The organism is Acinetobacter sp. 809848 (assembly GCF_000581275.1).
Lineage (GTDB): Bacteria > Pseudomonadota > Gammaproteobacteria > Pseudomonadales > Moraxellaceae > Acinetobacter > Acinetobacter pittii.
Genome location: NZ_JEXG01000011.1, coordinates 24,355 through 49,562, shown reverse-complemented (window position 1 = coordinate 49,562; position 25,208 = coordinate 24,355). Strand labels below are relative to the sequence as shown.

Annotated in this window: 18 protein-coding genes; 13 read left to right on the top strand and 5 right to left on the bottom strand. The window is 38.2% G+C overall.

All coding sequences use genetic code 11. The features are described from left to right. Window positions 1-47 precede the first annotated feature (47 nt). The gene (gene bauA / locus J536_RS12330; RefSeq protein ID WP_032063043.1) at window positions 48-2,348 is read left to right on the top strand and encodes a TonB-dependent ferric acinetobactin receptor BauA; all 2,301 of its coding nucleotides are present in this window, start codon (window positions 48-50) and stop codon (window positions 2,346-2,348) included. A 65-nt stretch (window positions 2,349-2,413) separates the two neighbouring features. Here the strand turns inward: bauA and basC are convergent, their stop codons facing one another. After that, window positions 2,414-3,724, bottom strand: coding sequence for a putative histamine N-monooxygenase (basC, locus tag J536_RS12325; RefSeq protein WP_021511016.1), 1,311 nt, complete (start codon window positions 3,722-3,724; stop codon window positions 2,414-2,416). A 47-nt stretch (window positions 3,725-3,771) separates the two neighbouring features. Then, a complete protein-coding gene (gene basD / locus J536_RS12320) occupies window positions 3,772-6,714 on the bottom strand; it encodes an acinetobactin non-ribosomal peptide synthetase subunit BasD (RefSeq protein WP_032063042.1) in 2,943 nt (980 codons plus the stop codon). A 161-nt stretch (window positions 6,715-6,875) separates the two neighbouring features. Here basD and basE point away from each other — a divergent pair, with 161 nt between their 5' ends. The 8 genes from basE to basJ all read left to right on the top strand — a co-directional run bounded on the left by basE (window position 6,876) and on the right by basJ (window position 16,974). Further along, a complete protein-coding gene (gene basE, locus J536_RS12315; protein ID WP_032063041.1) occupies window positions 6,876-8,504 on the top strand; it encodes a (2,3-dihydroxybenzoyl)adenylate synthase BasE in 1,629 nt (542 codons plus the stop codon). A 17-nt stretch (window positions 8,505-8,521) separates the two neighbouring features. Then, window positions 8,522-9,391 carry an acinetobactin biosynthesis bifunctional isochorismatase/aryl carrier protein BasF gene (basF, locus tag J536_RS12310; RefSeq protein ID WP_001018264.1) on the top strand — a complete coding sequence of 290 codons (870 nt, stop codon included), beginning with the start codon at window positions 8,522-8,524 and terminating at the stop codon, window positions 9,389-9,391. Window positions 9,392-9,508: 117 nt separating this feature from the next. Beyond that, a complete protein-coding gene (gene basG / locus J536_RS12305) occupies window positions 9,509-10,660 on the top strand; it encodes an acinetobactin biosynthesis histidine decarboxylase BasG (protein ID WP_032063040.1) in 1,152 nt (383 codons plus the stop codon). Between the two features lie 245 nt (window positions 10,661-10,905). Continuing rightward, window positions 10,906-12,516: an acinetobactin export ABC transporter permease/ATP-binding subunit BarA gene (gene barA / locus J536_RS12295; RefSeq protein WP_032055345.1), complete on the top strand. Its 1,611-nt coding sequence runs from the start codon at window positions 10,906-10,908 to the stop codon at window positions 12,514-12,516. Next, complete coding sequence (gene barB / locus J536_RS12290; protein WP_032055347.1) at window positions 12,513-14,108, top strand: acinetobactin export ABC transporter permease/ATP-binding subunit BarB; 1,596 nt, start codon at window positions 12,513-12,515, stop codon at window positions 14,106-14,108. Before barA ends, barB begins: the two co-directional genes overlap by 4 nt. A 71-nt stretch (window positions 14,109-14,179) precedes the next feature. Continuing rightward, entirely contained in the window at window positions 14,180-14,914 is a 735-nt protein-coding gene (basH, locus tag J536_RS12285) for an acinetobactin biosynthesis thioesterase BasH (protein WP_032055348.1), read from the top strand. Window positions 14,915-14,924: 10 nt separating this feature from the next. Next, on the top strand, window positions 14,925-15,680 hold the full coding sequence (locus J536_RS12280) for a 4'-phosphopantetheinyl transferase family protein (protein ID WP_032055350.1): 756 nt from the start codon (window positions 14,925-14,927) through the stop codon (window positions 15,678-15,680). Between the two features lie 124 nt (window positions 15,681-15,804). Continuing rightward, a complete protein-coding gene (gene basJ, locus J536_RS12275) occupies window positions 15,805-16,974 on the top strand; it encodes an acinetobactin biosynthesis isochorismate synthase BasJ (RefSeq protein WP_032055351.1) in 1,170 nt (389 codons plus the stop codon). Between the two features lie 118 nt (window positions 16,975-17,092). Here the strand turns inward: basJ and J536_RS12270 are convergent, their stop codons facing one another. After that, on the bottom strand, window positions 17,093-18,334 hold the full coding sequence (locus J536_RS12270; protein WP_032055352.1) for a L,D-transpeptidase family protein: 1,242 nt from the start codon (window positions 18,332-18,334) through the stop codon (window positions 17,093-17,095). Window positions 18,335-18,635: 301 nt separating this feature from the next. Here J536_RS12270 and hemE point away from each other — a divergent pair, with 301 nt between their 5' ends. The 4 genes from hemE (at window position 18,636) to J536_RS12250 (ending at window position 23,079) form a co-directional block, all read left to right on the top strand. After that, on the top strand, window positions 18,636-19,709 hold the full coding sequence (gene hemE / locus J536_RS12265; protein ID WP_017398630.1) for a uroporphyrinogen decarboxylase: 1,074 nt from the start codon (window positions 18,636-18,638) through the stop codon (window positions 19,707-19,709). A gap of 5 nt (window positions 19,710-19,714) precedes the next feature. Then, window positions 19,715-20,509 carry a DUF817 domain-containing protein gene (locus J536_RS12260; protein WP_017398629.1) on the top strand — a complete coding sequence of 265 codons (795 nt, stop codon included), beginning with the start codon at window positions 19,715-19,717 and terminating at the stop codon, window positions 20,507-20,509. A 145-nt stretch (window positions 20,510-20,654) separates the two neighbouring features. After that, window positions 20,655-21,125, top strand: a complete 471-nt coding sequence (locus tag J536_RS12255) for a DUF3015 family protein (protein WP_002118800.1) — start codon at window positions 20,655-20,657, stop codon at window positions 21,123-21,125. A 61-nt stretch (window positions 21,126-21,186) separates the two neighbouring features. After that, window positions 21,187-23,079 carry a DUF4105 domain-containing protein gene (locus J536_RS12250; protein WP_032055357.1) on the top strand — a complete coding sequence of 631 codons (1,893 nt, stop codon included), beginning with the start codon at window positions 21,187-21,189 and terminating at the stop codon, window positions 23,077-23,079. Window positions 23,080-23,147: 68 nt separating this feature from the next. Here J536_RS12250 and J536_RS12245 read toward each other — a convergent pair whose 3' ends face one another. Together J536_RS12245 and folE are read right to left on the bottom strand one after the other, a co-directional pair. Beyond that, window positions 23,148-24,299: an extended-spectrum class C beta-lactamase ADC-43 gene (locus J536_RS12245; RefSeq protein WP_032055358.1), complete on the bottom strand. Its 1,152-nt coding sequence runs from the start codon at window positions 24,297-24,299 to the stop codon at window positions 23,148-23,150. Between the two features lie 149 nt (window positions 24,300-24,448). Further along, a complete protein-coding gene (gene folE, locus J536_RS12240) occupies window positions 24,449-24,997 on the bottom strand; it encodes a GTP cyclohydrolase I FolE (protein WP_002118643.1) in 549 nt (182 codons plus the stop codon). Window positions 24,998-25,208 lie beyond the last annotated feature (211 nt).

Here is a 25,208-nt window from a genome sequence, read left to right as displayed (position 1 = left end):
AATTTTCACTATTTTGCTTTGTATTTTAAGCAGATAGTTAATAAAAAATGAATCACAACATTAAAGGTCTTTCAATGAACAACGTTAGCGATAACCGTAATTTTAAAAGTGGGAATGATCAAAGAATTAATCACCGTTCTTTTATATTAAATGGTGTTGCATCTGCACAAATAGCCCTTCGATTAGGCTATGCATTAGGCACTGTATTTGTACTATGTGCATCAAATACCTATGCTGCTGTTATTAATAATTCAACAAAAACTCTAGAACAACAAGCTGCTCAAACAAATGTAGCAGCTTTACCAGCAATTACCGTAAAAGCTGAACAAGACGATACTTATGCAGGTGGACAAGTTGCAACATCGAGCAATGTTGGATTTCTCGGTAGTAAAAAATTTCTAGATACGCCATTTAATACGATTAGTTATACCGATAAATATATCGAAGATAAACAGGCAAAAGATATTACAGAAGTGATTGCAGCAACTGATCCATCGATATATACCAACGGTGCAAGTGGTGGTTGGAGTGAAAACTATTATATTCGTGGATATGCTTCGAGCATGAATGATATGTCAATGAACGGACTTTTTGGTATCACACCGTTTTATCGAACTTCTCCGGAAATGTTTAGCCGCGTTGAGGTGTTGAAAGGTCCTTCCGCTTTGTTAAATGGGATGCCGCCAGCAGGATCGGTGGGTGGAACGGTAAATCTAGTGACCAAATATGCGGCTGATGAACCGTTTGCACGATTGACTACGACATATATGTCGGATGCTCAGTTTGGTGGACATGTCGATGTTGGAAGAAGATTTGGTGAAAATAAAGAATTCGGCGTTCGTATCAATGGGATGTATAGAGATGGTGATGCAGCAGTTAATGATCAATCGAAAGAAAGTCGTTTATTTTCGCTTGGCTTAGATTGGCAAGGTGAAAAAGCACGTGTTTTTGTTGATGCTTACGATGCCTTAGATCATGTTGATGGTGTGACACGTGGTGTTAACGTCTCTACAGCAGTTGGAATTCCGAAACCACCGAAAGCGGATACCTTGCTTAGTCCGGATTGGGGCTCTGTGGAAACCAAAGATAAAGGTGCCATGATTCGTGGCGAATATGATTTTTCTGATCAGTTGATGGCATATGCGGCTTATGGACAAAGTACAACCAAATATAAATATAATGGGGCAAGTGCAGGGACGATTACGAGTAGCACTGGAACACTGAGTTCAATACTTGGACAACTTGCTTTTGAAGTCGATAAAAAATCAGCAAATGCAGGTTTTAAAGGCAAGTTTGAGACGGGGCCTGTGAAACATCAATGGGTCGCCAACGCAACCTACTATAATCATGCACAAGATGATTATGGTTATAGAATTATCCCAGGTTTTAGTAAGCCTGTTATTACGAATATTTATGATCCAAATCCAAATTGGGGGCCTAAACCGGAGTTTACACCGCCGTTTCTATTTCATTCGACACTCTCTACCTCTAGCTTCGGTTTAGCCGATACATTGTCGTTTGCTCAAGATAAAGTACAGTTGACTTTAGGACTTCGTCATCAGACTGTAAAAGCAACAAGTTCTGTTAATACATTACCTGAAAATGCTAAATCAGCAACCACGCCTGGTGTCGCCTTACTGATTAAAGCGAATGATAAAATTTCTGTTTATGCAAACTATATTGAAGGTTTGACAAAGGGTGATCAGGCGCCTGCAAATGCATCAAATCCAGGGGAAATATTTCCTCCTCAAAAAACCAAACAACAGGAACTTGGTTTGAAGGTTGATTTGGGGACATTTGCTCATACATTGAGTGCATTTGAAATTACCAAACCAAATAGTTATTTAGATCCTTCAAAGCTTGTGAATAACTTATCTACTTTTGTTTCGGATGGAGAACAACGAAATCGTGGTGTTGAATGGTCATTCTTTGGTTCACCGATTGAACATGTGCGTTTAATGGGTGGCTTTACCTATCTTGATCCTGAACTTACCAAGACTAAGAGTGGAGTAAACGATGGTCATACAGCAGTTGCTGTGCCAAAAAATCAGGCTAAGCTTGGAGCAGAGTGGGATACTCAAGTAGCACAAGGGACTTTAACCTTATCAGGAAATATCAATGCAGTTTCCAAGCAATATATTAATGCAGAAAATACCTTGTCCGTACCTGGGCGTACGCTCTTAGATGTTGGCGCACGCTATAGCACGAAAGTCGAGAACCACCCAGTGACTTTCCGTGCCAATATCTACAACTTAACCAACAAAGCGTATTGGGCACAGCCACAATTGACGAATTTGGCTTTAGGCGCACCAAGAACGTATATGCTATCTGTATCATATGACTTTTAATTTGTTGTAATCTTCAACCGAATAAAAAAACCCGCAATCGCGGGTTTTTTTATAATATTCATATTTTATTTTGGTAAACCATAGTGCTGGAAAGAAGACTGTTTAGGAATTCGATAAGCATTACGCCCCAGTAATTGATTAATAATCACTGAGTTTCGGGTTGCTCCGATTCCTAAGTCAGGAGAACCTACACCTTGCTGAAAAATCTCGGCATTTTGAATGAAAATTCGACCTTGTCCCTGATCACAACGTAAAGCGGTAAAGTCTTCTTGAACAATACAATCATTTTTATCATCAACAGCTAAAATAGAACCCTTCATATTTTGGAACCATTCAGGCCAATCATGAACATAGCCTGTAGCTGCGACAAGGGCATCAGTTTCTAATTCGCAACGTTGATCGAGTTGGGTGTGCAAACAGGTTAAACGCAGAGAACCCGATTCAAGTTCTTCAACCGATTCAACCTCACAGCTTGTGTATAAGCTTAAACCGGATTTCTCACCTGCCACTGAACGCTCATAAAGCACATCATATATATCGCCAATGGTTGAGAAGCTAATCCCTTTATAGATCAGGCCCTGACTAGCAGCAATATCGCGGCGTTTATCTCTAGGCAGGCTTTGGAAATATTGCATATATGCAGGGGTAAAGCACTCTTGTCCAAGTTTAGAATATTCCATCGGGTGAAAGCCGGCAGAACGTGTGATCCAACGAATAGATGCACCTGCTTTTACTTGTTCTGGTGTAAGTGAATTAAATAAAGCAAGCACACATTCTGCTGCACTCTGGCCTGAGCCAATAACCGTGACTTGTTTACATTGTTTGAGTTGTTCCTGAATTTTCGCAAACTCCGCAGAATGTTTTACTAAAGGGTGTTTGCATGTTTCAAGCCACGTAGGAATTCGAGGTTTAGTCCCAATACCAATCGCCAGATTTTGGCTTATATATTTTTGTTTTTCGCCCGAAGCTGATTCACTTTCTATAATAAATTTATCGAGCTTGGCGTCATATTCCACATGACTTACGTTTTCTCCAAATCGACAATCAGGTAATTGTTTTGAAGCCCAACGGCAATAATGGTCGTATTCACGGCGTGGAATTAAAAAACTATCGTAATAATAAAACTGATGTAAGCGATCATGTTGATGTAAATAATTAATATAGCCTAATGGATGGCAGGGATTGGCCATAGTAACCAAGTCGGCAAAGAAAGGGACTTGTAATGTCGTGCCTTGCAATAGCAGCCCTTCATGCCATCGAAATTCTGGTTTGCGTTCTAAAAATACACTTTTGATTTCGGGATGATGAGACAAAAGAGCAGCTAAACCTAAGTTGAATGGCCCAATACCAATTCCGGTAATATCTATTTTTTTCATGTTTATACTTTATCTGTTTCCAAAGTTATGAAAGTTAAAAATACGAATTAATGTGGTGTTAGTAGTTTCTCTACATCAGCAATATTGCGACATTGAATAAGTTGAACAGGTGAGAGCTGAATCGCGTATGTTTCATTGATACGTTTTGAAACGACCTTTAAATGATGTGGACGCAGCCCGAGATGAGTAAAATGAGTTGAGTTGTCCACTTCCTTATTTGGCGTGTGACCTATCACTTCTAAATAAATATCAAGTAGTTGATTTTGCTGTTTAGCATTATTTTCAAGTGGTATAGATGAATGATTGGACTCATTATTCTTAAAATATGGTCGTTTATTTTGAAGCTCACTTAAAAAATTACTGAGATCAAAACTGAATATTTCTGAGTCAATAATTTGCTTGATTGCCAGTTGTAGCGCATCCAAGAAATCGTCAATCATGTGGGGAGGAAATGCTTCTTGGGCATAATCAATATCGAAAATCAAAGCGCCGTCATTTCTTGTGCTAAAGCGAATATCAATTGCAACTTGAGGTGTTTGAGTAAGGCCATCTAGTTGCTGAATAGGATGAGATTCAGATAATACAGGCCATGACAAACCATTTGTAATTACAATCGGTAATACTGGAGCAGTGCCAACTTTTTCAAATAATAGTCGAGCGAGATCAACGCCTGAAAATGAAAGATGCTGTAAACCCTCTAAAACTTCAGTTTGCAAACGGTTTGCTTGTTCAGCAAATTGATCTGAAGTTTTCCACTCAACAGCAATAAACGTAGAACTATTGGAAAATGGTCCGGCATAGAGGGGAAGTGTAGGAACAGCAACACATAGAGATTTGTCAGTGTTCCAATGAGATAGCCCTTCCAAAATAATCGCCATGATGACTGAGTTTTTAAACAGTGAATGTTTCGCTCCAATTTTAGACAACTGTTTAAATTGATCTTTTTCTATAATTAGACTGTTACGTTGGTAAAGTGAAGTCGGTAAATGTTGTAAGGGTGTTTTCCAAGGAAGTGTTGGAATAGACGATAATTTAGAAAATTTTCTTTCCCAGTAAGCCATATCTGTCTGATGAACAGACAAGCTATTTTCCACTTCATTTTCTTCTATTTGTGTTTGGATATCATGTTGTTGTCCGTCGAATAGCTCTAACATAAGTGAAGCTATAGATCGGCCATCTAAAATTAATGCATCAAAGCGGACAAAAATCGTTAGTAGATTATTTTTTAATAAAAAAACCGTGATATTCCAAGGCGGCTGATTTAAATCAAATAGCTCATGCGTATAACTATTTTTATAGGACTGGATGTGGTGAGATGTACGTTCAGGTTCCCATGTAGTTAGGTCTATTTCTTTTAAATTGACACTCACTTGATCGCTTACATATTGTATTAACCTATTTTTATCAATATAGGTTCGTAAGCTGTCATGCCGCCGTACCATTTCTGTCAATCGCTGTTTTAATAAAACAATATCCATTTCGCCGTGATACTGCCTAAACTCTTGCATGGCAACACCACCTAAAGGAAGGGCTTGAGTTCGGCCTAATAGGTAGGCTTGCTGTAACGCGTTTAATGATTTTTGAGACGTACGATCTGATGAGGTATTTTGGGCTGGGCTTATAATTTGTGTATTAAGTTGTTCAGGGTGCGCTGCAAGATTTTTAAGTAAATGAATGAAAGATTTAAATAAATTCGTGATCCATTCTTTGGGTAGAGCATCTAAACGGATGTCCCAGTTAACTAAAATACCGTCATCTACATGAGCAACTTGTGCATCAAGTGCAACTTGTGGCCCTTGTGAAATGACCCAATTCATTGAGCCAAAAACACGGCGGACACGTTCGGAAAGTAAATTATCATTTTCTAAGTCAAGTGCTGCTGTAAATACCACAGGAGCAATCTGTGCACTACCATGATAACGAGACAGGTCACGTAGAACATTCACACCCGAATAATGTGAATGCTCTAATAACTCAAGCATTTGATTTGCTATTTGTTTGCAGAATGCGGCTAAGGTTGTTGTCCCTTTCATATCGACATCAAGGATGACTAAATTAGCAAAATCGCCAATAGTGCCTTCGACATTTTTTAAAACCGGCTCACGCCAAAAAGTAGGAATATTTAATCGGAAGCTGTGATCTTTGGTTGCATGACCAAGCGTATAGGCAAATAAACCTAATATCAGGTTGGTCACGGTAATGTGTTGTTCTCTAGCAAGTTGTTGTAATGTTTTTCGTTCTTTTGGCGATAACCAAATACTTAAACGATCACTTTTTGCTGTTTTGAATTCTTGATGAATGAAAGGTAGAGACGGAGCAGGGCTAATATGAGGCAGACGTTGTTTCCACCATAAGCGGTCTCGTTGGTTTAATTTTTTTAGGTCAGGGTCTGTCCGTATTTTTTGATACCAGTCAAAAAAATTAGGCGGACGGGAGAATGATATTTCTGGGTCTTCATAAAACAAAGAAAGATCTTCCATCAAGTTCAAAAAACTGGACGGATCTATAGCAATCATGTCCGTATCTATATGAAAACGAAAAATATTATTTTTAAGAACACTTACAGAAAATCTTGCAGTCTGGCCCTGACTTAAATCAAGTTTTTGATGGGTCCATTGCTCACGTTTCTGCATGAGCATTTGCTCAATTTGATGATCGCTAAGGTTTGAAAAATCATCGACTTCTAATATCTGTTGAGCCTTCTCAGACATGATGTTTGCGATGCCATCGGCGCTCAAACTTAATCTCAAAATAGTGTGTTCTTTATAAAGTCGTTGAAGTACTAAATGTAATTTTTGTAGATCAATAAATTGACCGTCAAATTCTGCATAGAGGTGGGCAGCAACCCCACCTAAAGTTGCGTTGCCAGAGCGACCAAACCAGCAGGCCGCTTGCATCGAAGTTAATTCACACATTGAACGATAACTCGGTTGACAAATTAATCTTGTTTCAGCATCATACAAACAAATGAAAATGATTACCAGTTGCATTTGTTAATCATTTCCAATTTTGCTGTGAATATATAGCTTGTCCGTCTTAAGAGTTTTCTTTTGTCGGTATTCAAATTAAATATTTATGCCGAGAAGTAAGAAAATTTACGAAGAATCAATAGCTTGATAACCATTAAATTAAATTGAATATTTAGAATGTCATGAAAAATCAGTTGATTGAGTTTGTTCGCTGGTCTCCCGAGAGAGCGCAACACTATCGAAATAAAGGTTATTGGAGTGACCAACCTTTGACGCGCATTTTAACGGTAGGGGTTCAATCGCATCCGCATTCGCCAGCAATTATTTGTGGTGAGCGTCAGTTGAGTTATATCGAGCTGGACCGGCTATCAACAAATTTAGCTACTCGACTAGCTGAAAAAGGCTTGGGCAAGGGTGATACTGCTTTAGTACAACTTCCCAATGTTGCGGAGTTTTATATTGTCTTTTTTGCCTTGCTTAAAGCAGGCGTGGTTGTGCTCAATGCGCTATATAGCCATCGCCAATATGAACTAAATGCCTTTATTAAACAGATTAAACCTAAGCTTTTAATTGGTTCGCGTCAGCATGAAGTCTTTAGCAATAATCAATTTATTGACTCACTTCATGAAGTAAATTTAAGTCCTGAAATTATTTTGATGCTCAATCATCAAGCTACCGATTTCGGACTATTAGACTGGATTGAAACACCAGCAAAGACCTTAGTCGATTTTTCATCTACACCTGCTGATGAAGTTGCTTTCTTTCAGTTGTCAGGTGGAAGTACGGGAACACCAAAACTTATTCCACGCACGCATAATGACTATGACTATAGTGTGCGGGCCAGTGCCGAGATTTGCGGTTTAAACTCAAATACCCGGTTATTGTGCGCTCTACCAGCTCCTCATAACTTTATGTTGAGTTCACCTGGTGCATTAGGTGTTTTACATGCAGGTGGATGTGTTGTGATGGCACCAAATCCTGAACCGCTCAATTGCTTCTCTATTATTCAAAGACATCAAGTCAATATGGCATCTTTAGTGCCGAGTGCTGTCATTATGTGGCTAGAAAAAGCCGCGCAATATAAAGATCAAATCCAGTCTTTAGAGTTGCTTCAAGTGGGGGGAGCAAGTTTCCCTGAATCTTTAGCCCGTCAAGTTCCTGAAATCCTCAATTGTAAATTACAACAAGTATTTGGAATGGCCGAAGGCTTGGTCAATTACACCAGACTCGATGACTCCGACGAGCAAATCTTTACGACCCAAGGGCGTCCTATCAGTTCTGATGATGAAATCAAAATTGTGGATGAACAGTATAAAGAAGTTCCGGAAGGTGAAATAGGAATGCTTGCGACTCGTGGTCCTTATACCTTCTGTGGTTATTACCAAAGCCCTGAACATAATTCACAGGTCTTTGATGAGGACAACTATTACTATTCAGGCGATCTCGTGCAGCGTACTTCGGATGGTAATTTACGTGTAGTAGGAAGAATTAAAGACCAGATTAACCGTGGTGGTGAAAAGATTGCTTCGGAAGAAATAGAAAAACTTATTCTTCTACATCCGGAAGTTATGCACGCAGCTTTGGTCGCAATTGTTGATGAACAATTTGGTGAAAAGAGTTGTGCCTTTATTGTTTCTCGAAATCCTGAACTTAAAGCTGTTGTGCTCAGACGCCATCTCATGGAGTTAGGCATTGCACAATACAAACTTCCAGACCAGATCAAATTAATCGAAAGTTTGCCACTGACCGCAGTCGGTAAGGTGGACAAAAAACAACTTCGCAGCATTTTAAATACATCTACAACATCTTAATAAATATTGAGCAGCATATGGCTATTTCAAAAATTTCTACTTATCTCATGCCCGAAAGAGAGAGTTATCCAAATAATAAAACAGACTGGCAGTTAGATCCTTCTCGAGCAGTTTTATTAATTCATGATATGCAGCGCTACTTTTTAAATTTTTACGATGCTGAAAGTGAATTAATTAAAACGGTTGTTAATCATTTAGTTCAACTAAGAACTTGGGCACATCAGAACAATGTTCCTGTTGTCTATACAGCACAGCCTTATGAACAGCCAGCGGCAGATCGAGCATTACTGAATGCGATGTGGGGACCGGGTTTGCCAGCCTCAACAATCGATCAGCAAAAAATTATTGATCAACTTTCTCCTGCTGAACATGACATTGTTTTAACGAAATGGCGTTATAGCGCGTTTAAACGTTCGGATTTGCTTGAAAGAATGCAAAACTGGAATCGTGATCAGCTCATTATTGGCGGTGTCTATGCCCATATCGGTTGTATGGTTACGGCAATTGAAGCTTTTATGAGTGACATACAACCCTTTCTTGTTGGAGATGCAGTTGCCGATTTTTCAGAAGAAGAACACCGCTTAGCTTTGAAATATGTATCTTCACGTTGCGGTCAAGTCGTGGATACCGAATCTGTAGTGGGACAGGTGGCAACAGGCATTACACGACCTTGGCTAGAGCAAAAGGTCCAGCAGCTTATTGAAGAAGATGAATTAGATCCAGAAGAAAACCTGATTCTTTATGGATTGGACTCATTACGAATTATGCAGTTTTCTTCGGAACTCAAAGCACAGGGAATCAATATTAGTTTTGAAGAATTAGGACGCACACCCACTTTATCAAATTGGTGGTCATTGGTTGATGCACGGCAAAGGATTGCAGGGTAGAGGGTTGCCATCATAAGGCATACGACAAATCCTGGTCGCTAAATTTATACATAAAATTTATATCTTTGATAGCGACTCCTTAGACGACTTGTAATCGTCATATTAACGGAGCAAAAAATGATTTTATCGCCTGCTGATCAAGAGAGAATAGAGACATTCTGGAATTACTGTTTAAAACATCAATACTTCAATATTGGATATCCTGAATCTGCAGATTTTGATTATTCCGCTTTATTCCGTTTTTTCAAATTCTCTATTAATAATTGTGGTGATTGGAAAGACTATAGCAATTACGCATTGAATTCTTTTGATTTTGAAAAAGATGTGATGGCGTATTTTGCTGAAATTTTTCAAATTCCCTTTGAAGAAAGCTGGGGATACGTAACCAATGGTGGCACAGAAGGTAATATGTTTGGCTGCTATCTGGCGCGTGAGCTATTTCCTGATTCCACATTATATTACTCAAAAGATACGCATTATTCGGTGGGAAAAATCGCCAAATTATTGCAGATGAAATCTTGTGTGATCGAATCATTGGATAATGGTGAAATCGACTATGATGATTTAATCCGTAAAATAAAAACCAATAAAGAAAGTCATCCCATTATTTTTGCAAATATTGGTACGACCATGACCGGCGCAATTGATGATATTGAAATAATTCAAGAGCGCTTAGCGCAAATCGGAATCATGCGCCGAGATTATTATATTCATGCCGATGCTGCCTTGAGTGGCATGATTTTACCTTTTGTTGATCATCCTCAAGCGTTTTCCTTTGCTCATGGCATCGACTCGATCTGTGTGTCTGGTCATAAAATGATTGGTTCACCGATTCCGTGTGGCATTGTTGTGGCCAAACGCCAAAATGTAGAGCGTATATCGGTAGATGTTGACTATATCTCTACACGTGATCAAACCATTAGTGGTTCTCGCAATGGCCATACTGTCTTGTTGATGTGGGCGGCAATACGTAGCCAAACCAATTTACAAAGACGGCAGAGAATTCAACATTGTCTAAAAATGGCCCAGTACGCAGTTGATCGCTTTCAAGCAGTGGGCATTCCTGCTTGGCGGAATCCGAATTCAATCACTGTGGTATTTCCGTGTCCTTCAGAGCACATCTGGAAAAAGCATTATCTGGCAACCTCTGGAAATATGGCTCATTTAATTACTACGGCACATCACCGAGATACACGTCAGATTGATAACTTAATTGATGACGTTATTTTTGATCTACAAGGTGCCTCTAAACGTACAGTTGGTTTTTAGTCATATCAACCAGAATGATTTAGACAAATCCATATTAATTTTTACAGTCTAGAAAATGATCTAAAAATATTTTGATAGGGTGGTTAGGAATTTTTTGATGCAATTAAAGTTTTTAAAAAAATACTTTTTATATGATTTTCTTATTCATGCTTTTTTAAAGCCGAAAATAGCAATTCTTGCCGGTCAATTGAAGCGAGATTTTATTTTAAGTACCGCTTTTTCTATGAATATAAAGAGAGATAAGCATGTCTGATTTAAAGTTATCTCATCTGATGACAGACTCTTCCTTGGCACCTGCACTCAAGCCAGCATTTCCTAAATTATTTGCAGGAACGCTTGCTGCCGTATTTTCAGGTTTAGCTATTTTAACTGCCCTGTGGGGCATGATTCAGTTGATTGGTTATTTATCTTCTTATTGGGTGATCTTTTCAGCGGTTTTTTGGATAGTTGGGGCAGCATTGGCAGCACTAGCTTCATGGTTAGTGCATGATGCAGAGGCTGGATTTTCGGCACGATTACGTCGTCAAATTGCTCATCATTTAATTCGGTTACCGACCACAACCCTATCAAAACAGGGTGACCAAAGCTTAAAACGATTGGTTTCCGACGATATCGCAACCTTACACCATATGGTGGCGCATTTACCGTCGGAAATTGCGATTTTTGCTGTAATCCCTTTAGTTTCTATTGTTTTATTAGTTGTGTTGGTTGGCCCGATGGCCCTTTGGGTATTATTACCTGGTGCAATAGCTTCACTCTATTATTTAATTATTGTTCCCCATGTATCAAAACGGGATGGCGCTGCGCGTATGCAGGTCATGTTAGATATTATTGGTTCTGCTGATGACTATGCGCGCGGCATTCGTGATAACCGAATATATGGGCAACAATCTGGCGCTTTAACAGCCTATACTCAAGCAGCACAAAATTTCACTCAAAATATGGTGTCTTGGGTGAGTAAAGTGGCAACACTTGCTGCTGTTGCCACTGCATTACTACAAGCTGTTGCAACCTTTGCCATAGCCTATTTTGTAGCTTATCAATACGACAGCATGACCTTGGCTGCAACACTTTTCTTTAGTTTGGCCATCGTGACACCTTCACTACGTTTAGGGCATGGTCTTGATTATGTCGCTGCTGGGCGAGCTGCAGCTAGTCGTTTATCTGCATTCTTAAAAGAGCCAGTACTCTCATCGGGCAATCTACAACAGATTGAGCAAGATGTAACACTTGAAATAGTGAATGCAAGCTTTGCAATTGAAAATCAAAAAGTATTGGATCGATTAAGTTATTCATTTCCAAAAAATTCAATGACTGCAATTACAGGGCCAAGTGGAGTTGGAAAAACAACCTTACTGCGAGCACTTGCTGGGTTCGCTGTATTGCAAGAAGGTGTCGTTCAATTAGCAAAAACAGATATTTTGCAATTACATGAAAAACTAAGACATGAAAAGGTTTTGTTTATTCCACAAGGTGGAGATGTATTACCGACCACAGTAAGAGAAAACTTGTCCTTATCTGTCATTAATGCAAATGATGAACAACTTGAGCAGGCATTACTCAAGGCCCAACTAAAAGTAGATTTAAAGGCAGATGCAACTTTACTTTCAGGCGGTGAAAAACAGCGCCTAGGAATAGCGCGTGCGTTTTTATCTTCAGCTCCTATTATTTTATTAGATGAGCCAACGAGCGCACTCGACCAGACCAATGCGACAAAAATAATATTGGAATTAAGCCACTTAGCTAAAAACCAGAATAAAACCATCGTTATGGTCACTCATGATCTTGCCTTAGCTGCTTATGCCGACAGCAGGTTAGTGCTTAACGGCCCAACTGACTCAGGGAAATCTTTATGAATACTGCTGCTAAATTAAATAAAGATCAGATTTTTTCGATGCTTCCTCGTTCAGCCAAACAAAAATTAATTATTGTTGGTATCGGATGGATCATTGTTGCAGCAATTGAAGCAATCGCATATACCGTATTGGCATTTGCAATTGTCAATCAATGGTCTCCAAGTTGGGTTCTCATCAGTGCAATTGCAGCAATATTAGTGACAGTTATAGTCACTCGTGCTGGCTTCCTTACTGGTGTGCGTTTAGCAGGTGACCTATTTGCTGAGTTAGGCAAATCTTTAGCTCGTGCCAAGCTCTCTTGGTTTACCAATGAACAGCGTGCTCAGATTAAGACAATTGCTGGACAGGGAATTCCTGGGTTTATGAGTATCCCTGCTCATCAATTGCAAACCTTTTTACATGCGCCTTTTATGCCTTTGTTTCTAACAATAGGAATAGGCATGCTTGCCGGAGCAGGCGTAGCATTTGTCGCTTTAGGCTTACTTTTACTCTCTTTATTTGCTCAATTCCTAGCACAACGTGCACTCATGCATATTGATAAAAAACGTAATACTGCCGATTTAGCTGCTTCACAAGCAACGTTGGAATTGGTTGATCATGTTGAGTTATTACGCACAGCCGCGGGACCAGAACGTGCGGTCCAAAGGCTAGAACATCGTTGGGAAGAGCAAGAAGAGACATTAGTACGGATCAACCGTGCTGCTGCATTTGCAAGTTTTGTTGCAACCTTGGCAAGTGTTTTACCGATTGCTGGGATGGCAACTTATCTGGTACTTGCTGGTGTCAATCATGCTGCTTTGGTGTTGGCATTACTCGTCTTAATTGGACGTGCAGCAGCGCCGTTAGGTGAACTTGCTACCGCAGGGTTGCATATCAATGATTTGTTTGCTGCACTGCGCAATTTTAATCAGATCACCCATCCACCTGAGTTGCCTGAGCCATTACACCCTCAAATTCCTACTGGCCATCATATTTCGGTACAAGGCGTTAGCTATGCGCCAGCACTTGAAAATATGACTCTCGACATCGCATTGGGGAGCAGAGTATGGGTTACCGGACCAAGCGGTAGTGGTAAGAGTACTTTACTTGAATTGCTTACACGGTTTGATGATCCACAAAGAGGAAAAATTACCCTAGGTGACATAGCTCTTGATCAAATGAAATATGAAGATTTGGTCTCGAATATTGCTTATGTCACACAAGAACCTATTTTGTTCACAAGTACACTGGCTGAAAATATCCGTTTAGGTAAACCTGATGCAACTGATGATGAAATAGAAAAGGCTGCAAGAGATGCCGCATTAGGAGCAATGATTGACCGTAGTTCAGAAGGAATTAATCAATCGGTTGGTAAACAAGGCACCGCATTGTCTGGTGGTGAACGTCAGCGGGTCGCAATTGCCCGAGCATTACTCAAAAATGCGCCGATTTTAATACTTGATGAAGCAACCTCTGCCTTGGATGAAGAGACTGAGCAGGAAATTGTTACAACGATACGTGCTCTTTCTTCTACGGTTATTTTTGTCACACATCGTGACTCAGCCATTTGGCAACCGACTCAAACTATCAATTTAGCTTCAACTTCTGTTTAAAAAATAGAGCAGAAACCTGATTTAAGCATTTTTTATAAAAGAAAAATGCTTAATATTTGGAGAATTCTTAAGTGAATAAACATCAATATAATATGTTCTGTTTACCGCCTGCGGGGAGTAGCGCAAGTATTTATCATCTATGGAAAAAGCAGATCTCTGACAATATTCGTATTATTCCTATTGAATATTCGGGTCATGGTATAAAAATAAATGAACCATTGATTGATGAACCTGATCTATTGGCTATGCAAATTGCCAATGAAATACAAGCTTACTCAGACAAGCCGTTTATTTTATTTGGACATAGTGTGGGAGGTGGCTTGATTTGGAAAGTACTCAATTATTTGAATGAAAAACCCATAATTGATCAGTTGAGATTAATCGTTATAAGTAGCCGACCTGAGCATCACTATATTCAACATATGCGGTACAAGCATGAGCTAACTGATGAAAAAATTATTGATGAATTAAAACGATACAATAATTTTCCTGACGAAATTTTAAATAATCAGGATGCACTCACATTCTTTCTCAAAATCATTCGTAATGACTTCTATCTTAGTGATCAATTGCTTAGCGAGAACATACACAAGACTGAGGTTCCGATCGTTGCATTTTATGGCAAACAGGACCCTGATATTCCTAATAAGAGAATGATGGATGCATGGCAACAACACACAGAAAATTGGTTAGGAAGTATTGAGTTTGAAGGGGACCATTTCTACTTTCTCAATCCCGAGACCCGAGTAAAGATGCTTAAAAACATTGCTGCCATCGTTGAAACATTGACCGTGAATATTGAATAAAGTACAGGCTATGAATACGGAGAAGCAGTTAAGTAGAGGGGCTAATTCATGTCTGGATGAAATAAATATTCAATATGAAAAGCTAACAGCTTTCGGGTTAGATATACATAAAGTCCAGCTCAACCAAATCAAAGAAATACCTCAGCTTGATCATATCTATCAGGAGCTGAATATATTTCTTCCACCGAATATAAAAAGCTCACGCTTCATTCGTCAATTAGAGTTCTTGACGGGACGCTTAGCAGCAAAATATGCATTACAAAACATTAATTTACAAGATTTTGTTGTTCATCAAGGTAAACATGGGGAACCCCTATGGCCCGAAGGAGTGATAGGTGGGATTAGCCATGTTGGATCAAAAAAATCATGTCATGCCATCGCATATGCTAGAAATAACACGGTTCAAGAAAAAATATTTGGGATCGATATAGAGTCTCAAAAATATTATATTTTTTTTCAAAAGAAAGATGAATTTTATGATGTTTTTCTAAATAAAAACGAACAAGCAGAAATTGAAAAGCTGCAAAAAAGTCATGCATATTTATATTTGGTAATATTCTCTGCTAAAGAAAGTATCATTAAAGTAATTTATTTAAAATATAAGCAAATTATTGATTTTAAAAATATAAATTTTAAAAAACTAGATGGCGAGTTTCTTTATTTTTACCTTAGTCAAGAAAGTTCAATCGGGATAAATCTAGAGATTAAAGTTCAATTTTTTTATACAAATAACGAGATAATTACAATTTCTTGTATTGAAAACTAATTTTATTATTGATAATAATAATCATTTGCATTAATGTGTGTTTCAGTATTTTTATACTCCTATATTTAAAAAGAAGTACTACAGAATTTGCTTGAAAAAAATCAATGTGAGAGGTGATATACAGATGATGCAGACTCAAATATCAGTAGAGCAAAATTTAGATCATATCGGTCAAAAGAAATTTTCATGTTTCTCTACGAAAAATTATTATCTCGAAGTGAACGAATTCGTTAAAACGCTAAATACACCTGCAGCAAATACCGCACTATTTAATGAGGGGATTGCAAAATGTTTTGAAGAAATTAAAAAGCAAGGCCATCAAAATCCAGTTTTAATTGGTGCTATACCTTTTGATATTACAAAGAAAAGTAGCTTAAATTTTTATGCTGATCATAAAAAAATAACACAAGCATCTTCTACGATTAACTCATTAAAAAAACGTAATAACATTGAGGTAATTAATAAATCATTACTCATTCAACGCCAAAAATTTGAAGGTACAGTACAGTTAGCTTTAGATGCTTTTGAAAAAAAGAAGGTAGAAAAAGTTGTTCTTTCTCAGGCTGTTGAATATGAGTTTAACCATCATCAAGAGCCAGAAAATTTATTGGCTGCTTTATTAAAACAAAATCCAAATGCTTATAATTTTGTGATTCCAGTAGAACATAATGATTATATTCTAGGCGCAAGCCCAGAACTGCTTTTATCAAAACAAGGTCGTATTGTAACCAGTAATCCTTTGGCCGGTTCTAGGCCCAAATCACCGATTTCTGAAAAAAATTTCGTCAGCCAACAAGAATTAAATCATTCTGAGAAAGACCAACATGAACATCGAATTGTGGTTGAAAATATTATTAGAAATTTAGCCACTCATTGTGTAGAGCTTAAGGTTTCTGAATTTCCAGATATTTTAGAAACATCAACAATGCTGCATTTATCATCAGAATTCCAAGGTATGCTCAAACAACAGGCACCGAATGCATTAAACCTTGCATTAGAATTACATCCAACACCAGCGGTTTGTGGTTCACCAACTCATGTTGCTAAGCAGTTTATTTTAGATCATGAAGGTTATGACCGACATTATTACACGGGGTTAGTAGGCTGGATGGATGCCGAGGGTAATGGAGAATGGGTAGTCACGATTCGATGTGGTCTACTCAGTGAAAATAAAATGCGCTTATATGCTGGTGCGGGGATTGTGGAAGGATCAGATGCTGAAGCTGAATGGTTAGAAACAGAAGCTAAAATGCAAACCATGTTGAATATTCTAAATACAAAAATTGCTGTGTAATTAGTAAACCTAGGCTGGTTTTATTTTTATAATCAAAACAATAACTAAGTATTCTAGTGAGATATAGTAAAAATTTAATAAAAAAGCCTGCGTAAAGCAGGCTTTCTTTTTAGATGGATTACTCAAGGAATTTAACAGTTACGCCTGAACGTACTTTATTACCTAAATCATTAGCATCCCAGTTCGTTAAACGGATACAACCGTGAGAAGCTGTTTTAGAAATTAAAGACGGGTTTGGTGTCCCGTGAATACCAAAAGATTTTTTACTTAAACCAATCCAGATATTACCTACAGGTGCATTTGGACCAGGTGGTAAAGAAAGAGGTTTCAAGTTTTTACCTTGAATAAAGTTTGATGGTGAGTAGCTATACCAAGGATTACGAGCCACACCAACTACCTTGTAAGTACCGGTCGGAGAAGGCGTATCAGTACTGCCAATTGTTGCAGGAAATGACGCAATCATTTGGTTACGGCTATTGAAGAGATACAATTGTTTTGCACCTTTATGCGCAATAATCAAATGAATGTCTTCTGGTAAATCATTGCGTACGTTTGGAACAATGATTTTTTCACCCGCTTTTTTGAATGTTGCTGTTGGATTGATTGTTTTTAAGAAAGCTTCATCGATATGAAACTTTTCGCCCAACATTTCGCTAACACGAGTGTAATACAAACCTTTCATTTTAGCCTGTAAAGCATAATCAGAAGGAATTGATTGTGCATATGGGCCTTTTAAATCGGCATCAGTAATGGTGTATTCAATAAATGAAGGTTTTATTTGCTTAGCAACTAGTGCATCCCAAGTTTCTTTAGTCAGTTCACCAGTAGGTGATAAACCATTCATTTGCTGGAATGAAGAGATTGCTTTTAAAGTGTTTTTGCCACTCATACCGTCAATTGCACCTGGTGATGCATGTGCATTATTTAGCATGACGTGAGCACGAGCGTAAACTGGAAACTGGCCTTTACCAATATTTTCATACCATTCAGCCGAATTTAAGCTATCTAATGTCCAAGAAACTGCTGGAGCTGAAGTCTTTGCAGTTGTTGTGGTCGTTTTAGCTACGGCTACCGGTGCTGAAGCGGCAATACCTGAATCAGCATTTTGGTCTTCAGTTTTTTGCAAATTTTGTAATGTTGTTGACGCTCGATTTAAGTCACTTTGTTCTTGAGCGGTAATTTGTGTCGAAGCTTGAGCTTTTACAGTTGAAGCTGCATCTACTGCTAAAGGATCAATCGGATCTTCTACAGGAGCTGATACCTTTTTAGGGTTCAGGGGTTGCTCAGTTGTTGAAGCAGCAAAAGCAACATTAGCAATAATACAACTTAAACTCATAGCGAGTAATGAGCGAACAAACATGTAATTCAACCTTAAGAATTTTCATATAAGCAATAGGGGCATGATCTAATCTAAAAGTGCATAAAACTACCAATAACTCATCTCTATGAGCCCAAGATTGGCAGTTTAGTGGTTAAAAGAATATCAATAGACCCGATGTAACATGTTGCAAGTATTGCAGAAAACCTTGCTGCTTGCAGTAGACTTTTGTGTAAATATGCATTTTTTAGTAGATTGACGAGTTTTTTGTGTGAAATTGAAATTATAAAAATCTTTATGTTTTTGATATGATGCTGCCACATAAAGAATATAGAGATTGGTAATGACGACTTTGAAAAATGATCGTTTCCTACGAGCTTTGTTACGCGAACCTGTAGATACCACACCGGTATGGATGATGCGTCAAGCGGGACGTTATTTGCCTGAATATCGTGAAACACGTTCAAAAGCAGGCGACTTTCTATCTCTATGTAAAAATACAGAATTTGCTTGTGAAGTGACTTTGCAGCCTTTACGCCGTTACGACTTAGACGCAGCGATTTTATTTTCAGATATTTTAACAATTCCTGACGCATTAGGTTTAGGGCTTTATTTTGAAACAGGAGAAGGTCCTAAGTTTCAAAAAACGGTACGTACTGAACAAGATGTGGCGAATTTACCCAAGTTAAATGCAAAATCAGACCTCGATTATGTAATGAATGCGGTAAGTACAATTCGCTCAGCTTTAGGTGGACAAGTTCCACTGATTGGTTTTTCTGGTAGTCCTTGGACGCTTGCAACTTATATGGTTGAAGGTGGTTCAAGTAAAGAGTTCCGTTTCACCAAGCAAATGATGTATGCGCAGCCAGAAGTTTTGCATGCCTTACTTGATCATTTAGCAGATTCAGTTATTGATTATTTAAATGCTCAAATTGATGCAGGTGCTCAGGCGATCCAGATTTTTGATAGCTGGGGCGGGGCATTGGCACACCGTGAATACGTCGAATTCTCTTTAAACTACATGAATAAAATCATTGCAGGTTTACAGCGTGAGAAAGACGGCCGACGTATTCCTGTTATTGTGTTCACCAAAGGTGGCGGTCAATGGTTAGAGCCAATGATTACGACTGGTGCAGATGCATTAGGTTTAGATTGGACTACTCCACTTAATACAGCTCGTAATATTGTGTCGGGACGTGTAGCGCTACAAGGTAATCTTGACCCTGCTGTTTTATATGGCTCTGCTGCTTCAATTGAAAAAGCAGTAAAAGCAATGTTAGACGATGCTTACGCAAACGGTGAAAAAACAGGTTACGTTGCTAACTTAGGCCACGGTATTACCCAGTGGGTAGACCCTGCGCAACCAAAAATCTTTGTAGATACAGTGCATGAGTATAGTGCTAAATATCTAGGATAGTTTTTGTGCGCCATCTGATTTTACCCATTCATTTTATCGGCAAGGCTGTTTCGGCAGCCTTGTTTGGTATTCTGCTTTTAATTGCTTTTGCTTTAACAGCGCCGATGGGAAGCCATGAATATATGGGTTTTTATCGCTATGATTATTTACTTATCTATGCAGTGCTGATTCAGATCTGTCTTTTATATTTAAAACTTGAATCATGGGCAGAAGCCAAAGTTATTGCTTTATTTCATGTCATGGCGATGGTCATGGAAATATTTTTAACGCATCCCGCGATTGCGTCATGGCAATATCCTCAGCCTGCGGTATTTAAAATTTTAACTGTGCCTTTATTTGCAGGCTTTATGTATTCGGCTGTAGGTAGTTTTTTTGCACGGTCAATTCGACTGTTTCAAGTTTCTTTTGAAAAACTCCCAAGTTTTGGAACGATGCTTTTACTGGCATTTTTCTCATATATAAACTTTATGAGTAAATTTTTTGTACCTGATATTCGCTATATTTTATTTGCGATCAGTATTTTTATTTTTTGGAAGACCAAACTTTATTTTCAGCTCAACGAGCATAAATTTAAAATCCCGATGTTACCTGTATTGTTGACCCTCGCTTTTCTAATCTGGATTGCTGAAAATATTAGTACTTTTTATAAAATCTGGCTCTATCCAAGTCAGGTAGATGCTTGGCATATGGTAGGTTGGGGTAAACTGGGGTCATGGTATTTATTATTACTTTTAAGTTTGGTTCTCGTGCTTAAAATATTAGGTCATCGAGATAATCAAGGTAACTGGAATCTAAGGTAAATTTTTTCGTTAGCACTTTTCATCATATTATTTATTTTTTAATTGCTAAATCACAGCCTTCTCGCTATCTTTAATATCGTGTAATAAGAATTACACATAACAATACATAAGAAACAATCAATAATGATTTTGGAGATATACATCTATGTTAAAAAAATTAGCTTTAGCTGCTTTGTTAGCAGCTGGTTCAAGTGTTGCTATGGCTGATAACGATGTAGGTTGTGGTGTGGGTACGCAAGTATGGGCTGGCCAAAAAGGAGTGGTGCCTAAAATTCTTGCTGCAACAACAAATGGTATTTTTACTAACCAATTACTAGGGATTACTTTTGGTACTTTAGGCTGCCGTCAAGGCGGAACAGTAACTGCGCAAGTGGTTACATTCACAAATGAAAATGCTGAAGCTTTAGCACGTGATATGGCAGTAGGCCAAGGTGAAAGCCTGAACGTACTTGCTGAGTTAATGCAAATTAAACCTCAAGACAAAGATCGTTTCTTTAAAGTTTCAAAAGCAAACTTTGGTGAAATCTATTCTGCAAATAATCAAAATACGCTTCAAGTTTTAGCATCATTACAAACAGTAATGGCTAAAGATGACGTTTTAAAAGCTTACGTATAAGTTTGAAACTGAAAACCCTGTCGTATGGCAGGGTTTTTCTTATATTTAATGATAAAAATTGATGAGCTTAATGAAGTCAGTTGTTTTAGTTTTTGCCTCTTTGGCAGTGAATATTGCTTATTCAGCAGATATAAATCCATCTATTCAAAAATATTGGTCAATTGCAGAACAACAAAATCTAGATCAAGACATTACATGGCAAAGGCTCATGTATGCCAATAAAAACCAGAAAAGTGAGGTCACTTACGGTGGCTATTTCCTATCAAAAAATGGAAAAAATAATCTAAAAGAAGAGCTGAAAGCGGATATCTCGGCATTATTTATGCCTGCTCAAGATAATCAGTCGATTCGTTGTAAGTTCCCTGCGCGTAGCCAATGGCTCATGCAAAAAGTCGGCATTCAAGAAAATGAATTGCCTCAAGTAAAGTGTACCGAATTTGAAAATTGGATTGGGCAAATTAAGCCCTACAAAGCGACATTAATTTATGCGACCGATTTTATGGGCAATCCGAGCTCGATGTTTGGCCATACTTTATTGCGTTTAGACCCAAAAGATCAGCAACAATTAAATTTAGTTTCCTATGCTGTAAATTATGCAGCAACGGTGGCAGGCAACGACAACTGGTCATATGCATGGAAAGGTTTAACAGGGCAGTATCCGGGTGAATATTCACTAATGCCTTATTACCGTAAAGTAAAAGAATATGGCGATTTTGAAAGCCGTGATTTATGGGAATATGAGCTAAATTTAACTCCTGAGGAAACACGTTTCTTGGTGTCTCACATTTGGGAAATGCAACATGTGAGTTTCCCTTATTACTTTGTGAGTGATAACTGTGCCTATCGATTGTTGGGATTAGTGGATTTAGTAAAACCTGAATCTAAATTACAAGAAAAATTTACTTATGCATCCATTCCAATGGAAACCATTAAATCGATGCAGCAGCAGGGACTCACCAAAGCTCCTGTATATCGACCTGCTTTAGAAACCCAATTATTGTCCCAAGCTCATCAGCATGGTGCCTCACTGGCGAAGGTCGCTCATCAAATTGCGATGCTGCCTATACAGCATTCTTCTCAGATTTTAAAATCATTTACTGAGCAGGATCAGGCTAAAATCCTCGAGATGGCTTACGATGATTTATATCTACAGTTTATTGGTCGTAAAGTTGAAGAAAGCATTGCTCAGCCGCAGTTACGTCAGCTTTTAGCACTCAGAAGTCAGATTGATTTAGATAAGCAACGTCAAGAACCAAAAAGACCAGCAAAGGAACCAACTCAAGGTCATAACGCGCGTAATCTTTCAGTGAAAGCTGGTGAGGTTCAAGGAGATAAGTTTATTGAACTTGGTCATCGGCAAGCCTACCATGACTTAATAGACCCTCAAGGCGGATATCGTGCCGGTACTCAATTACTATTTTTAAATGGTAACGCGCAGTGGCGAAATGACCATTTAAAACTAGAACGTCTTGATCTGTTAGAAGTGAACTCTTATAACCCAATTCAACCATTTAAAACACCGCTGAGTTGGGGTTTTAATTTAGGTTGGCGTCAAGAAGCCATTCATGATGGAAGCTTTAGTGAAGACAAACAACACGGCGTAGCAAGCTTTAATGCTCAGGTCGGTTACAGTCTTGCAGACTATGGGCGAAAGCATATTTGCTATGGACAAGTACAAACCTATGTACAAACAGGTTCAAATCTAGATAAAGGGTGGCGCGTAGGAATGGGGCCAACTTTAGGTTGTATGAATCAATGGTTTGAGCGTTTCAACTCTGTGGTGCAAATTGAATTGCCATATTGGGAAGATCAAAACCAATGGAATTTGAGAGTAAATACTCAGTGGCAATATGTGATTAATCGCAATAATGCCGTTCGATTGAATTGGGACTATGAGCAACAAAACCATCAAGACTGGATGAAATCAAGTCTAGGATATGTTTGGTTCTTTTAAAGAATAAATGTATAAAAAAAGAGAAATGAGTTTATTCATTTCTCTTTTTTTGTTTTTAGACAAGACGATTATTTCTTTATTGCATTTAATACTGCATACGCTGCCTTAATGCGTTCTTCATTTGGAATACGTTTATTGGTTAACATGACTAAACCAATATTTTCTTTTGGAATAAACACCACATAAGTTCCAAAGCCATTTGTTGAGCCAGTTTTGTGGAACATCTTAACTGAAGGTTCTTTGGAAATGGCAGTCACTTTATTAGGCTTCATCACGATTTGCTCTGAATTACTGTCTAATAAAGTTTGTAAAGGCGCTGGATAAGAAAATTCTTCCCAACCCAAGGCTTGATACATGGTGCCGACTTGATAGAAACCTTTATGTGTTTCATTAATTGCACGTTGAATATCTTTCGGATATTTCAGTGGGTTGAGGTTGGCATTAATAAAACTCAGCATGTCTGGTAGTGTCGATTTAACGCCGTATGCAGGAGCATCTAGCGGACCAGGGTTAACACGAATTGGCTGATTTTCTTGGTTATAGCCAAAAGCATAGTTTTGCATCTGAGTTTTAGGAACATTTACATAGCTATGTTTTAAGCCAAGGCCCGGAAAAATTGTTTTTTCTAAGACTTGGTCGAAAGGTTTATTCATAGACAAAGCAACAACTTTTCCAAATAGGCCAATACTTGGATTTGAATATTGTCTGTATTCACCGATTGGGTTTTTAGGTTTCCAGTCTTTGAAAAAAGTTAAAACTTGTTGGTCTGTTTGTACTTCATCTGGGAATTGCAAGGCAAGGTTACCACTTGTATACGTTGCGAGTTGAAGTAAGTTAACTTGGTCAATCGGTGTGTTTTTTAATTCTTTCCAATATTTACCAGGCGTATCGTCAAAAGAGATTTTTCCTTTATTTTTTGCATATCCACCTGCTGTCGCGGTAAATAATTTACTGACTGAACCGAGCTCAAAAATGGTACTGCTATTTACGGCTTTTTTATCTTGAACAGATTGAAGACCATAATACATTTCATACTTTTTATTATTTTGAATAACACCCACAGCCATACCTGGCACATCATATTTATCTAATAAAGGTTTAAAATTTTGATCTACCAGTTTTTTAATTTCTTGGTCTTTTGGTGTATTGCCCGCATAAATTGAGGTACTAAAAATAAAAAGAGGGGGTAAAAGTAAGCAAGAAATTTTTTTAAATCGCATGATTAACTCTAAATCGTTTAAAAATAAAGATGCGTACTTTTATAACAAAAATCACCTAATTTGATTGTTATGTTTTATTGGTTAAGTGCTTTAAATAGATATAAAAAAGCCCAACTTCGGCGGGCTTTTATTTTGGTAGTAAAACCAGATTAATAGCTTTCTGGTACTGCACTTAAAAATTCACGACGTGCTTCTTTATCGGTTTTAAAATCTCCGACAAATGAAACTGTACGGGTGGTAGATTCTTGTTTGCCTACACCACGCATCATCATACACATATGTGCTGAATCGATGACTACAGCAACACCGCGAGCACCAGTCACTTCTGCGACAGCTTCTGCGATTTGTTGAGTCAGATTTTCCTGAATTTGCAAACGGCGAGCAAACATCTCGGTAATACGTGCAAATTTAGATAGACCAAGAACTTTGCCTTCCGGTAAATAGGCAACATGAACACGGCCGTAGAATGGGAGGAGATGATGTTCGCAAAGCGAATAGAATTCAATATTCTTCACCAATACCATTTCATGGTTATCTGATGGGAAAACAGCATTATTGGTGACTTCTTCTAAAGTTTTACTATAGCCAGAAGTTAAATATGAAAAAGCTTTAGCCGCACGCACAGGCGTATCTTTAAGGCCGGGACGATCAAGATCTTCACCGACGGCAGTCAGGATATTTGCGTACGATTGCTGCATTGACATAAGACGTATAAATTTACTCTATTAGACAAGCTCGGCATTGTATCAGAAACATGACCTGATGTTCATAAATCCTCGCACTATATTTATTTTGGTTTTGCGCAGGCTTAATAAAAGATGAATAAATTTCATGTTTTTTATCGTTAATAGTCAAGTGGTTGGACATGAAATGTGCGTTTAATATGGGTAAGTTCTAAATGATCGCTTC